The organism is Sneathiella sp. HT1-7 (genome assembly GCF_020731145.1).
GTDB lineage: Bacteria > Pseudomonadota > Alphaproteobacteria > Sneathiellales > Sneathiellaceae > Sneathiella.
Genome location: NZ_JAJFZN010000001.1, coordinates 802403 through 816281 on the forward strand (window position 1 = coordinate 802403; position 13879 = coordinate 816281).

Consider the following 13879-nt stretch of genomic DNA (forward strand, 5'->3'; position numbering starts at 1 on the left):
AGTTCGATTATGAAGAAGGCATCCAAAGGATCAGGTAGACGAAAGCCGGCCGCAGGGCCGGGCTCAAAAGCTTATCCGCAGCGCCCGAAGCCCGCGCGAAACAAGAAAAGCGCAAAAGCGACATCGAAGCGGAGTCCAAAAAAGTCGGCGGCACGCCGCCCGCGTAAAGGTGCGCAGAAATCCAGCGGCCTCTGGGGCCCGATTGTTAATTGGGGCGGGGCGGCTGTTCTCTGGGGCCTTTTGATTGGCGGGATTTTTATCGGCTATTTTGCCTATACCCTGCCCGACATTTCTGGCATCGGCGAGATCGAGAAACGTCCCTCCATGGTGCTGCAAACCCGCGATGGTATCCGTTATTCGACCTATGGCGATCTTTATGGCGATATGCTCCCCATCGGAGCAATCCCGGAAAACATAAAGCAAGCCGTCCTTGCGACCGAGGACAGCCATTTCTACAATCATTTCGGCCTGAACCCGATCAGCCTTATCCGCGCGGCCTGGCGCAATTATGAAGCTGGGCGTGTTGTCCAAGGCGGCAGCACGATAACGCAGCAGCTCGCAAAAAACCTGTTTCTGACACCGGAGCGGACAATAGGGCGGAAAATCCGCGAAACCTTGCTCGCCTTCTGGCTTGAGGCAGAATATACGAAAGATGAAATTCTCGCGCTCTATCTTAACCGCATGTATTTCGGGTCCGGTACCTATGGCATCGATGCGGCCTCCCGAAAGTATTTCTCCCACCCGGCAACGGAACTGACCACGGCTGAGGCGGCAATGCTCGCGGGTCTTTTAAAGGCGCCAAGCTATTACGCCCCGACCCGCAACCTTGAACGGGCGCAGGATCGGGCCAGCATTGTTCTCGCCCGCATGGTGGATGAAGACTATCTCACCCCTGCAGAGGCGAAAAAACTTCGTGCCAAACCGGCGGTTCTTGTCAATGCCAGCCAGGATTTTCGCAATGTACGATATTTTGCGGACTGGGTGGTCAGCGAGGTGCAGGCCTATATCGGCAGGACGGACAAAGACCTGATAATCACCACGACGCTGGACCTTGGCATGCAGGGCAATGCGGAACGCGCGATCGAGACTCGGCTAAAAGCCGAAGGCGTGAAAATGGCCGTAAATCAGGGTGCTTTCGTTGCCATGACGCCGGATGGAGCCGTGAGTGCCATGGTCGGCGGACGGTCTTACGCCAAGTCTGTCTACAACCGGGCGACGGTTGCGCGGCGGCAGCCTGGATCGGTCTTCAAAACGATTGTTTATGCGGCTGCCTTTGAAAATGGCTTGTCACCTGACGATATTTTCAATGATGGGCCGATAAATATCGACGGCTGGACCCCGAAAAACTATACCAAGCGCTATAACGGCGATATGAGCCTGCGGGAAGCCTACGCCCGGTCCATCAATACGGTCGCGGTGCGGGTGACGGAACGGGTTGGCCGCGACAAGGTTGCCGGAATGGCGAAAAACCTTGGCCTCACCGGCAATTTCCCGCTGCATCCCTCCATTTCGCTCGGCACGTATGAAGTCTCCCTCCTTGAGATGACAGCCGCAAACGCGGTTATTGCGAACGGTGGGCGGGCAGTGCTGCCCTATGGTGTGCTTGAAATTCGCGAGAAAGACGGCCCCGTACTGTATCAACGGCAAACCTCCGGTCAGGGGCGGATCATCAGTGCAGGAACCATCAACAAAATGCGGGATGTCATGACCGCAACCATAAAATGGGGTACCGGCAAGGCCGCCAACCCGGGCTTTGCGGCGGCAGGCAAGACCGGCACGACACAGGACTACCGCGATGCCTGGTTTATCGGCTTTACGCCAGATCTGGTTGCCGGTGTCTGGTTTGGCAATGATGACGGATCGGCCACCAAGCGGGTGAACGGCAGCAACCTTCCCGCCGTAACCTGGAAAGATTTCATTACCCATTCGGAGACAAGTCAGGCAATTGCCTTCAGCAGGCAGGAGGAACAAAACTCCAGTTCGAGCATTTGGGATAAGATCGTTCGGGCCTTTTCCAGCAAGAACGCCCCGGCGGCGGGTGGTGAGAGCCCCGCCAGCGACCCGAATACATCCGAAAAGAAGAATTCATTCGACTATATGGATAAACAACGGCAGCAACCCTGAGGGATTGGATTATTCCTCGTCAAATGTCTCTTGTCTTGTGCCATAAACCGTCAGACGGAAGACCAGAGCCGAACTTACCCCCATCAGGCCGATGGAATAAACCATCGAAAACTGCGTCTGGTCATAGAAAAGCGCGATCATAAAGCCAAGGAAGGCCGCGAAACCAAGCATTAAAAAGCCCATCAAGGCCGAGGCGGAACCTGCTTTTTCGGGAAATGGCGCCATGGCGCCCGCCTGTGATTGGGGCAGGACGACCCCCATCCCGACCGTATAAATAATCATCGGCAAGACGATGGCACTCACTGTGTTAAACCCCGCCCAAGCCGCCAGCACCATACTGCCGCCGCCAATGGCGCAAATCACTGTTCCCACTCCAACCGAGAAAGAAAGACCCTTCGCATGGGTCATCTTGGGGCCGAGCAGTGTCCCGCTCATAAATCCAAGTACGACGGCACCGAAAAAATAGCCAAAGTTCTCGGCACGCACACCAAGTACTTCAATGAGAACGAGGGGAGAGCCGGAAATAAAGGAGAAAAGCCCGCCAAAGCACAGTCCGCCCGTCAACGCATACCCCAAAAATTCGCGATGCCGGAGCAGTTCGAAATAGTTCCGGGCAATATGGCTGGGCCTTAGCGCGTTGGGGTTCTTCTCGGCAAGGGACTCATCGACAAGCAGCAAAGTCACCAGCCCGACAATCAAGGACACGAGGCCAAGCACGAAAAACACCGACTGCCAACCGTAAAAAGCGGCAATATATCCGCCCAAAACCGGCGCAATGGCGGGCGCAAGGCCCATAATCGTTCCCATTCGGGAAAGCTGCTGCGCCGCCTGTTCCCGCTTGAACAGATCGCGTACCATGGCGCGCGGTACGACAATCGCCGCACATACGCCGAGCGCCTGAACAAAGCGCAATATCACCAACTGGTCGATTTGCACGGCAAATAAACAAGCGATGCTTGCCAAAACATAGATAAAAAGCCCGATGACAATGACCGGCTTGCGCCCGAACCGATCCGTCAATGGCCCGTAAATAAGCTGACACCCGCCAATACCGAAGGTAAAAATACTAAGCGTGAGCTGCACTTCCGCCGCGGTTGCGCTGAAAAATTCCGCCAGCTGCGGGAAGGTTGGCAGATACATGTCCGTCGACAACGGCCCAAGAGCTACCGCTGCCGCAAGATATAACGTAAAGGGAACAGAAGAAGGGGCAAGGCGTTTCATGAAAGGCTTTCGAAAGAGAACGGAAATGTCATACTCCCTCTACTCTTTCAACGCCATACTTATGTAGATCCGCACCGTGCCTTTTCAGCCATTTTTTGGCTTGATCAACGCGCGGATGAATTTCGTCAACAAGCGCCCAAAAGGCGGCGGAATGGTTCATATGCCGTAAATGCGCCACCTCATGGGCGACGATGTAGGTCATGACCTCCTCCGGCATCAGCAGTAAGCGCCAGGAAAAATTAAGGCGCCCGGTTGAGGAACAACTCCCCCAGCGTGACACCTGATCGCGGAGTGTAATGCCGCTATAACTCACGTCAATTTTCTCGGCATAGTCAGCGGCCCAGACGCTGATTTCAGTTTTTGCCATCTTGCGGGTCCAGTCCTTCATCCGGCGCGGTAGATGCTCTTCCCCGCCAGCAACATAGATATGCCCACCCTCTGCCCAGACAAATCCGCGTTGATCCGGAGCGTGAGTGATCCGATGCGGCCGACCCAGAAGAGGCAGCATGACGCCATCCCGAAATGGCACCGTTTCTGGTATCCTGTTGATATTGCTGGCAACCCAGTCAATTTCCTGACGCAGGAACGTCATGCCTGCCGCAAGCGAAGCGCGCTTCGGGAGAAGCAGGACAACGCCCCGCCGCGGATCGATCCGGAGCTTGATCCGTGCCGCACGGGGAGATCGTTTCACTTCGATGGAAATTTTCCGTCCGTCATAGACGAGATGCGGCGGGCAGCCCGCCACCAGTTGCAGATTGCGGCCGTTAGCCGACATCTTCATCGGGCCAGTCGACGATATGATCTTCTAAATCACCCGCGCGCCGCTCTGAAATGGCGCGACCGCGCACCGATATACCTGCCTGATGGACAGTATCAGGGTCATCGGAGACAAGCGGGTGCCACCAAGGCAGCGGTTTCCCCTCAGAAACCAACCGATATCCGCAGGTTTTCGGCATCCAGCGCAATTTCGGGATGATATCAGGAGTCAGGGTAATACAATCCGGTACAAGGCGGGAGCGTTCCGGATAACGGGTACATTTGCAACTTCCAAGGTCAAGCAACCGGCAAACAACGTCGGTATAGGCCAGCTCAAGCGTATCTTCGTCTTCCAGCTTCAGCAGGCAGCATTTACCGCAGCCGTCGCAGAGGGATTCCCACTGCGACGCCGTCATGTCTTCAAGCGCAACGGTCTCCCAGAATGGTTTTTCGCTCACGCCACCTCAGACCTTTTTCGCTGGTTTACGCTGTGTCCGCGTTGCCGGTTTGGCCGCAGCCCGGGATTTCCGGGCGACCGGGGCCTTTGCAGACTTTACCGTTGCCGACACGGACGCCGCCTTTGCGGGCGTGGCCTTTTGAGGCGTCGATGTGTCAGCTGTTACCTTTACCGAAGAGGCTTTGGCCGTGGGCGTTTTAGCGCGAGACGGTTTTGCCGCTGTTTTCTGGGCGGTTGGCTTCGCACCATTCAATGTTTTGGATGGTGCGGCCTTTTTCGCAACCGGTTTTTTCACTGGTGCTTTTTTCACGGCTGGTTTTGCAACTGCAGGCTTTTCCGCAACGTTGGAGGCCGCCTCTGCCGAACCAGCTGTGATCCGGGCGCGGTTGCGTGGCTCATTATTGAGGATAAAGTCACTTATTCGCGGTGCAATCTCACTTCGGAACTTGCTGCCATTGAACACACCGTAGTGACCGACACCTTTTTGTTCATAATGGGCTTTCATGCTGTCTGGCAGATTACTACAGATATCATGGGCGGCAACGGTCTGGCCGATACCGGAAATATCATCAAGTTCGCCTTCAACTGTCATCAGTGCCGTTTTCTTGATCAGACCCGTGCGAACTGGTCGTTCGCCACGATACATCATCTCTCCCTTGGCCAGCGCCTGCTTCTGGAACACAGTCTCGATCGTTTGAAGGTAATATTCTGCCGTTAGATCCATCACCGCATTATATTCGGAATAAAAGGCGCGATGCTTGTCCGCACTGTCGCCATCGCCTTCGACCAGATGATCGAACTGTTTCATATGGGCTTCCATATGGCGACCGAAATTCATGCTGACAAAACCGCTGAGCTGCAGAAAACCGGGATAAACACGCCGGAATGCACCGGGATAGCCGAGCGGAACATGGTTGATCACCGTATGTTCAAACCATTCGATGGAGTGGTTCATCGCAAGCTTGCAAGGATCCGTCGGGTGACGGCGAGTGTCAATCGGACTACCCATCAAAGTCATGGATAGGGGTGCGTTCGGATTATTGTCCTCCGACATCAGCGCGATCGCGGCCAAAACGGGCACGCCCGGCTGACACACGGCCATCACATGGGTATCGGGGCCAAGGATGTTGAGATAGTCGATCACATAATCGATATAATCGTCGAGATCGAACTCTCCCTCATAGAGAGGGACATTCGCTGCATCCCGCCAGTCGGTGATGTAGACATCATGATTTGGCATCATTGTCTCGACCGTGCCGCGCAACAATGTAGAAAAATGGCCCGACATGGGCGCGACGATCAACAATTTGGGATCCTTACGGGTCGTATCCCGCTTGAAATGCTTAAGCTGGCAGAATGTCTTGCGATGCAGAATTTCCTCGGTCACGGCGACGGTTCGCATGTCGATCTTGGTTTCGGTCAGGCCAAAGGCCGGCTTGCCATGATATTGTGTGGTTTCTGAAAACAGGTCGAAGCCTGCGGCCAGGGTCTGCGCCTGTGGCGTTTCGGAAATCGGATTAAATGGACTCTTCAAAACTTGAGAGTAAATTTGTGCGGCCATCCGTACAGGTGAAAGCGCCAATTTTTGCATTTCATTGAACTGGTAAAGCACGTCGTACTCTCCTAAATTAACAGAAAACATATGTTGGTTTCTGTCGGGTTTCTCTGCGCCTAGTTTCGCTGCAGTGCAACATAATATATGAATAATCAGCAGAATGTCAGCATTTTTTGCAATATTACGGATAATTGATTAATAATCTGCTGCCGTTCTATGGGGATTGCAACACGGTTTTTTTTGTGAGGGATGACTGATGCGTTTCTACTGGCTTGTTTTCTTATTGGTTTTTCTGGTTATCCCGCCCGCTCCTGCCCAATCTATTTTGGGTGAAAACGAGGTTTTTCAAAGTGCTGATAGAGGCGATACCGCCGCAGTAGAAGAGTATCTGCTGACCGGGAATAACCCCAATATCCGCGATTTGAAGAAGATTCCGCTGTTACATCATGCCGCCATTGCCGGCGTGCCCAAAACGGTCAGCGTCCTGATCCGCAATGGTGCTCAGGTCGACATCCCTGATCCATTTGGCAATACCGCCCTGATTCAGGCTGCCGCCTATGGATCAACCGCGGCGGCAGAGATCCTGATTGAGGGGAAGGCAAAAATTGATGAGGAAAACCGGCAAGGAGAGACTGCGCTGATAAAGGCAGCCAAAAGCGGGCATGCCCAGGTTACGAAGTTACTGCTTGCAAAGGGCGCGACGCTGGATCTTACGGATTTCACCGGACGGACGGCTCTGGATCATGCGAAACAGAACCGCCATTCCGATGTTGTGCGTCTGCTTTCAGACGCGGCAGAATAAACAGCTTAGCTTTACTTGGCCTCTGCCGCCGTTAAGGCTGCCTTTAAGCCATCAGCCTGTGCATTATTGACCGTTCTGTCGAGAACGATTTGCTGAGAAGTTACCGGCTTGCCATAGTATGACTCGTTGGAATCCGAGTTCGATGACAGGATCGACCCTTCCACGGATGCCCCGATAAAGAGTCCCTTCGAAATAGCGAAAGAAAAGACGTCAACTTTAAGGTTTGTGGTGGTCGAGGCACCAACTGTCGTGCCCACCGGACCAACAGCGGCACTCAAATCCCCGCCGAGTTTGACCTGATTGTCGATGATGGCTTTCAGGCCCTTCTCTGTCATGATCACCAGTACCAGCTCATTCGCTTGCGCGCCAAACTGCAACCCGATGCTGCCCTGACCCATCCTGTAAAAGGCGGGCGAAGACCATTCCCCGGCTTCATTTTTGCCCAAAAGAAGGCCGCTTCCACCCGCACCGCCCACAAAGAAGCCAGCTTTCAGAACCTGCGGAAAGACAACTACGCCCTTGGCAACAGCGAGAAGTTTGCGAAACTCCTCCATTTCTGATCGACCCGCAACATTGGTAATGGTGAATTTCGCTTTTTCGACCAGCTGATCCTGAGCTTCACCGGCAAGCGCAAGATTACCAGCCCCGGCCCCGAGGAGGAGCGCGCTTGCACCTACGAGAGAGAGGAATTTTCGACGGTTTGCCCTGAATGTCATCTGCATCTTCTTAATCCTTTTTGACTCATCGTTGGAAAACAGGATACTTCTATTAGATAAGGCATCAATGATGGCATTAATATGTCTAATATTCTTGAGAAAAATAAGCTGGTGCGCGTGAAATAGTGAATATGGCAGAAAATACGCCCCTGACGTCCGTCCCCCACATTGAATCTGATGCCATTCACCTTGCCGCGAGTGGGATGCGGCTGCAAACTCTGGTCTATATCCGCTGGCTGGCCGTGCTGGGGCAAGCCCTGACCGTCGTTATTGTGTATTTCGTCTTCGGCTATGATTTGCCACTACTGCCCATCGCCCTTCTGATCAGTGCAAGTGCCATTCTCAACCTGCTGGTCAGCCTCAACCGTAAGCCGTCGGCGCGATTGCCAAATCGCGGTGCGATCCTCTATCTGTTTTATGATATTCTACAGCTTGCGGGTCTACTCTATTTTACCGGCGGCCTTTCCAATCCCTTTTCGGTGCTGTTTCTGGTGCCTGTTACCATTTCCGCAACCAACCTCACGCGGCAGGGGACCTTTTTTCTCGGTTTGACGACGCTCGCCTGCATTTCCGTTCTGGCGCTTTTTTATGAGCCGCTACCGCTACCCGAAGGATCACTGATCCTCTCTAACACCTATATTCTTGCAATTTGGGCCGCACTGGTGCTGGGCACCGCGTTTCTTTCCGGCTATGCTTGGTTAATCGCGGCGGACTCGCGGAAAATGTCAGATGCGTTGACCATCGCCCGTGCGGAACTTGCGCGGGAGCAACAGCTTTCCGCCGTGGGCGGGATTGCCGCTGCCGCTGCCCATGAACTTGGCACCCCACTCAACACAATTTTGCTGGTATCGGAGGAATTGCGACAGGCCCTGCCCGAAGGAAGTGACTCAGCCGAAGACGCCGCATTGCTTCACGATCAGGCGAAAAAATGCGCCGAAGTGCTGGCGCAGCTCTCCAAGGGGCCACAAACAGAGCGCTTTATCACGGATTCAGCCCATCATAACTTCCTTTCGCTAGACAACCTCTTTTCTCTGATAGCAGAGAAATACAAGGACAGCGACAAGAGCTTCGCAATTCAAACACATGGAGATACCGCGGATATCCCCCGGCTGTTCTTGACGGCGGAGTTACGCCACGGCCTCGGCAATCTTATCAGCAACGCCGCCGAATTCGCCGCCAGCAAAGTGACCATTGATCTATACTGGAACGATAAGCTGGTGCGGGCGGAAATCCGCGATGACGGACCGGGCTTTTCGGAAGAAATTCTCGACCGGCTGGGAGAACCCTATATGTCCACCCGGCGCGGGCGCGGCGGCATGGGCCTTGGCGTCTTTATCGCCAACATGCTAATCAAACGGAGCGGTGGAGAGGTTAATTTCCGCAACCAGAAAGACAGCGGCGCGATTGTGGAAATTCTCTGGTCACGGCGCGCACTTGAGAAATCTGATCCTTTCAGTAATTAGAAAATATGCTAATCTGCCCAAGGCAGCTTGATTAACGGTGTAGAAGTAAAGAGCGGGAAATGGACGACAAGAAATCATTGCTCATCGTGGATGACGATGAGATTTTTCTGAACCGGCTTGGCCGCTCGATGGAGCGAAAGGGCTTTACGCCGTTGCTTGCCAATTCAGTGGCGGAAGGCAAGAGATACGCCGCGCAGAACGCGCCTGATTACGCCGTTGTCGACCTTCGGCTTCAGGATGGTAATGGCCTTGAAGTGGTGGAGGCCATCCGCAAGATGAATGAGGATGCCAGCATTGTCATGCTGACCGGCTATGGAAATATCGCCTCCGCCGTCGCCGCCGTGAAGGCCGGCGCCATCGACTATCTTGCCAAGCCCGCCAATGTCGAGGATATCGTCAACGCCCTGCTGGCGGATAAGGACGCCATGCCGACACCGCCGGAAAACCCGATGTCCGCAGACCGTGTCCGCTGGGAACATATCCAGCGTGTCTATGAACTCTGCGATCATAATGTTTCGGAAACCGCCCGCCGTCTGAATATGCACCGACGCACGTTACAGCGCATCATGGCGAAACGCTCCCCGCAATAACCGGATGGATCAGATTGTCTCAAAAAGAAGCACCCTGATCTGCGGCGATGCCGCAACCGAAATGGCGAAACTCAAAGCAGAGAGCGTCGATCTGATCATCGCTGACCCACCCTATAATTTGGGAAAGAACTACGGCAACAATATCGACCTGAAAGACAGCGCCGACTATCGGTCCTTCACCGAAGGCTGGCTCAGGGAGGCTGTCCGCCTGTTAAAACCCGGCGGATCGCTCTATTGCTTTATGGGTGTGAAATTCATTGCCCGGCTCTATTTGATGCTGGAAGAAGAGTTCAACCTCACGCCTCAGGGATGGATCACCTGGCATTACACACAAGGCATGGGCCGAAAAAAGGGCTTTTCCTCGCGCCATGAGGATATTCTCTGGTTCTCGAAGGGAGAAGACGCACGTTTTAATCTCGATGACGTACGGGTTCCGCAAAAATATTACCGCAAGCGCAACAATATGGCCGGGGCCAATCCGGGCGATGTCTGGCAGTTTAGCCATGTGCATTATTGCGCGGCAGAGCGGTTGCCCCATCCCACGCAAAAGCCCGAAGCATTGCTTGAACGGATTGTAAAAGCTTCCTCCAACCCTGGAGATGTGGTGCTGGACCCGTTTCTGGGGAGCGGAACGACTGTACGTGTCGCCTCTGTGCTCGGACGGGCAGCGGCGGGCATCGAGATCAACCCCGATTATATCGAAATGGCCCACGCCCGCCTGAAAGAACCTTTTGAGGCCTTCGACAGCACCGATCCCCGCGCCGCCCGCACTTCAAAAGACCTCCCGAAGACGCAGAATTAGGCCCGATGGACATTTTGTTTCTGCACAATAACTTTCCGGCACAGTATAGGCATGTCGCACGCCATCTTGCCGCTGACAAGAATAACAAAGTTGTGTTTGCATCCCACCGGGTGCCCCATAACATTCCCGGCGTCACCAACGTCATATATAAGCCGCATCGCGGGACAAAGGCAGATACCCATCATTATCTTCGGCCGACCGAAATCGCCGTCCTGAACGCGCAGGCTGTCTTCCGAACCTGTCTCGATCTCAAGAAAAGTGGTTTTGAGCCCGACATCATTTGCGCCCATTCTGGTTGGGGCAACAGCCTCTATGTGAAGGAGGCCTTTCCGAGAGCGCGCTTACTCAATTATTTCGAATGGTACTACCACGCGCACGGATCGGATGCAGATTTTCTCGATCCGGAAGCCCTGGGCTACGATGACGCCGCGCGAATACACAGCAAGAACATGCCGCTCCTGATGGATCTTGCCACGTCTGATTGGGGTCAGGTGCCAACCCGGTTTCAACTTTCCCAAATACCAGAGATTTTTCACTCCAAACTATCGCTCCTGCATGACGGTGTGGATACGGATTTCTTCGAACCCGATCCGAAGGCGACAGCAAAAATCGGCAATATCGACCTTTCCGGAGCGGCGGAAATTTTAACCTATGCAACAAGGGGAATGGAACCTTATCGAGGCTTTCCCGAGTTTATGCGCGCGGCGGCATTGTTGATGAAGCGCCGTCCCGGCCTGCATGTCTTGGTGGTGGGAGAAGATCGAGTTGCCTATGGCAAAAAACTCCCCGAGGGTGACGGTTGGGGCAAGCGGATGGTGGCAGAACTAAACCCTGACCCGAAGCGCCTGCATTTCACGGGCCCGCTTTCTTATGCTGAATATTTGAAAGTCTTGCAGTTTTCAACTGTACGCGCCTATCTTACCGTGCCATTCGTGCTAAGCTGGTCACTGATTGAAAGTCTGGCCTGCGGCGGCTTGATTGTCGGATCCGATACTGCTCCGGTACGCGAGGTAATCCGGCACGGGGAGAATGGTTTTCTTGCTCCTTTTAACGATGTTGAGGCTTTCGCCGAAGAGATTGAAAAAGTGCTCGACACAGTGGACGACCTGCAGGACATCCGCGACGCCGCAAGGAAATCGGCTATCGAAAAATATGCACATAGCAAACTATTGCCTCGCCAACTTCGACTGATCGAAGACGTTGCGGCAGGCCGTCTTCCGCCACGCGAAAAGGCGGCGAATTAGGCAAAGAGCAACTCCGTGTTTGCAGGGGCAGTGAGATTATATTATGACCAATACACTCTATTCTATTCAAAGCGAGGCATTTTGGATCCGCTAGATTATTTTAACCGCGAGTTGGAAGACCATGGCGAGGTGCTGGCAAAATGCCACGCAGCGCTCGCAGAGCCATTTCAGGAGATGCTCGCGCTCTGGGTTACTGCCATTCAGAACGGCAACAAAATTTTCTTCTTCGGCAATGGTGGCAGCGCGGCGGATGCCCAGCACCTCGCGGCCGAACTCGTTATCCGTTTTATCGAAGATCGCAAGCCCATCGCCGCCATCGCGCTCAATACAGACACCTCCGCGCTGACCGCCGGGGCCAACGACCTTGGCTTTGAAGACGTATTTGCCCGCCAAATCGACGCGCTTGGCAAGCCTGGCGACGTTGCCGTTGGCATCACGACGTCAGGCACCAGCCCAAATGTGGTGAAGGCCCTTGAAATGGCACGGAAAAAAGGTCTGGTTACAACCGCGTTTACCGGGCGGGATGGGGGGCGGATGCCGGAACTTACAGATATCTCGCTGATCGTACCGGCGCAGTCCACCCGGCGGATACAGGAAATGCATATCACTTTCGGCCATATGCTCTGCGGCGCCCTTGAACAATCGTTGAAACTGGTCTGAATCATATGGAAAATCGTTCCACCCTTCTTGATATTCTTGACAAAGCCGCCTCAATCGATGCACTGGTGATTGGTGATGTGATGCTGGACCGATTTGTTTATGGCAGCACCACACGCATTTCACCCGAAGCGCCAATCCCTATCCTCAGCATCACCCATCAGTCGCAAATGCTCGGCGGCGCGGGGAATGTAGTGCGCAATGTCGCCTCTCTCGGCGGGAAAGCGCAGCTCATCTCTGTTGTTGGGGAAGATCCGGAAGGGCGCGAAATTGAGCAGATATTCAGCTCCCAGGGCGCCACGACACCCCATCTGGTAAAATCGGTCGGACGACCGACTACAGTAAAAACACGCTTCATCGCCGATGGCCAGCAGCTCTTGCGCAGTGATCATGAGGCGACCCACCAGCTGCAGCCTCAAACCGCCGGAAATGTCATCAAGGCCTTTCAGGCGGCCGTAAAAGGCACCGATATCATCGTTCTTTCTGATTATGCGAAGGGGGTCCTCTCCGATACGGTGCTGCGCCATGTTATTGCTTACGCGAAAGAGCATGACATCGCGATTATCGCTGACCCGAAATCAAGAAATTTCAGCCGCTATGCAGGCGTCACTCTGCTGACCCCAAACCGTAAAGAGATGATTGCGGCGAGTGGCATGCCCTGCGGCACCAACCATGAGGTGGAGCAGGCGGCAAGGGATGTCATGCGCAAATCCGGGGTTTCCGCCATTCTCGTCACCCGGTCGGAGGCAGGCATGAGCCTGGTTACCAAGGACGAGGCGCATCATATCGCCGCGGAGGCGCAGGAAGTATTCGATGTTTCCGGTGCGGGCGATAGTGTCATTGCGGCGCTCTCCCTGGCGTTGGCCGCCGGGGCAAGCCTGGCCGATGCGGCGCGGATCGCCAATCTGGCGGGCGGGATCGCAGTCTCAAAGTCCGGGACAGCGGCAGTAACCAAAGCGGAGATCCGCCAGGCCCTGCACAGCCAGGAAATTGGCGATATGGATGCGAAGATCGTCAGTCTCGACATGGCGCTGGAACGGGTATCGAACTGGCGCTCCCGCGGGCTTAAAGTCGGCTTTACCAACGGCTGCTTCGATCTGGTGCATCCGGGGCATATCTCGCTCATGCGGCAGGCCCGCGCCGAATGCGACCGGCTGATCGTCGGACTCAATACCGATGACAGCATCCGCCGCCTTAAAGGCGAGGGACGGCCTGTCACGAACGAAAACTCCCGCGCCATTGTGATTGCGGGCCTTTCCGATGTAGACCTTGTCGTTCCTTTCAGTGAAGACACGCCGATCAAGCTGATCCAGGCGATCAAGCCCGATGTGCTCACCAAGGGTGCGGATTACACCAAGGAAACAGTTGTCGGCGCGGATATTGTCGAAGCCTACGGCGGGCGGGTGCATCTGGCGAACCTCAAAGAGGGGTTCAGCACCACCGGCACGATCGAGCGGCTTCTCGCATCGAAGAAAGAGGCGTAAAACATGGG

General features: G+C 54.6%; 13 protein-coding genes. 8 read left to right on the forward strand and 5 right to left on the reverse strand.

From position 1 onward, the window contains the following. Positions 1-9: 9 nt before the first annotated feature. Positions 10-2124 (forward strand): transglycosylase domain-containing protein, encoded by a 2115-nt coding sequence (locus LKE13_RS03840; protein ID WP_227948370.1) that lies wholly within the window; start codon positions 10-12, stop codon positions 2122-2124. Positions 2125-2133: 9 nt separating this feature from the next. Here LKE13_RS03840 and LKE13_RS03845 read toward each other — a convergent pair whose 3' ends face one another. The 4 genes from LKE13_RS03845 to phaZ are packed head-to-tail and all read right to left on the reverse strand — an operon-like array spanning position 2134 to position 6170. Beyond that, entirely contained in the window at positions 2134-3345 is a 1212-nt protein-coding gene (locus LKE13_RS03845; protein WP_227948371.1) for a multidrug effflux MFS transporter, read from the reverse strand. Positions 3346-3373: 28 nt separating this feature from the next. After that, a complete protein-coding gene (locus tag LKE13_RS03850; protein WP_227948372.1) occupies positions 3374-4120 on the reverse strand; it encodes a M48 family metallopeptidase in 747 nt (248 codons plus the stop codon). Next, the gene (locus LKE13_RS03855) at positions 4110-4559 is read right to left on the reverse strand and encodes a YcgN family cysteine cluster protein (protein WP_227948373.1); all 450 of its coding nucleotides are present in this window, start codon (positions 4557-4559) and stop codon (positions 4110-4112) included. The genes LKE13_RS03850 and LKE13_RS03855 overlap by 11 nt, the downstream gene beginning before the upstream one ends. A gap of 6 nt (positions 4560-4565) precedes the next feature. Further along, a complete protein-coding gene (gene phaZ, locus LKE13_RS03860) occupies positions 4566-6170 on the reverse strand; it encodes a polyhydroxyalkanoate depolymerase (RefSeq protein ID WP_321576131.1) in 1605 nt (534 codons plus the stop codon). A 199-nt stretch (positions 6171-6369) separates the two neighbouring features. On the opposite strand from phaZ, the gene LKE13_RS03865 reads away from it, so the two are divergent. Continuing rightward, positions 6370-6915, forward strand: coding sequence for an ankyrin repeat domain-containing protein (locus LKE13_RS03865; protein ID WP_227948374.1), 546 nt, complete (start codon positions 6370-6372; stop codon positions 6913-6915). 11 nt (positions 6916-6926) lie between these two features. On the opposite strand, the gene LKE13_RS03870 is transcribed toward LKE13_RS03865, so the two are convergent. Further along, complete coding sequence (locus LKE13_RS03870; RefSeq protein ID WP_227948375.1) at positions 6927-7637, reverse strand: lipid-binding SYLF domain-containing protein; 711 nt, start codon at positions 7635-7637, stop codon at positions 6927-6929. 125 nt (positions 7638-7762) lie between these two features. Here LKE13_RS03870 and LKE13_RS03875 point away from each other — a divergent pair, with 125 nt between their 5' ends. From LKE13_RS03875 to rfaE1, 6 genes are all read left to right on the forward strand, one after another. Then, positions 7763-9094 carry an ActS/PrrB/RegB family redox-sensitive histidine kinase gene (locus LKE13_RS03875; RefSeq protein ID WP_227948376.1) on the forward strand — a complete coding sequence of 444 codons (1332 nt, stop codon included), beginning with the start codon at positions 7763-7765 and terminating at the stop codon, positions 9092-9094. Between the two features lie 59 nt (positions 9095-9153). Continuing rightward, positions 9154-9684 carry an ActR/PrrA/RegA family redox response regulator transcription factor gene (locus tag LKE13_RS03880; protein ID WP_227948377.1) on the forward strand — a complete coding sequence of 177 codons (531 nt, stop codon included), beginning with the start codon at positions 9154-9156 and terminating at the stop codon, positions 9682-9684. A gap of 4 nt (positions 9685-9688) precedes the next feature. Further along, complete coding sequence (locus LKE13_RS03885; protein ID WP_227948378.1) at positions 9689-10486, forward strand: DNA-methyltransferase; 798 nt, start codon at positions 9689-9691, stop codon at positions 10484-10486. Between the two features lie 5 nt (positions 10487-10491). Further along, positions 10492-11730: a glycosyltransferase gene (locus LKE13_RS03890; RefSeq protein ID WP_227948379.1), complete on the forward strand. Its 1239-nt coding sequence runs from the start codon at positions 10492-10494 to the stop codon at positions 11728-11730. An 81-nt stretch (positions 11731-11811) separates the two neighbouring features. Beyond that, positions 11812-12390 (forward strand): D-sedoheptulose 7-phosphate isomerase, encoded by a 579-nt coding sequence (locus tag LKE13_RS03895; RefSeq protein WP_227948380.1) that lies wholly within the window; start codon positions 11812-11814, stop codon positions 12388-12390. 5 nt (positions 12391-12395) lie between these two features. Beyond that, complete coding sequence (gene rfaE1, locus LKE13_RS03900) at positions 12396-13871, forward strand: D-glycero-beta-D-manno-heptose-7-phosphate kinase (RefSeq protein WP_227948381.1); 1476 nt, start codon at positions 12396-12398, stop codon at positions 13869-13871. The last annotated feature ends 8 nt before the right edge of the window (positions 13872-13879 follow it).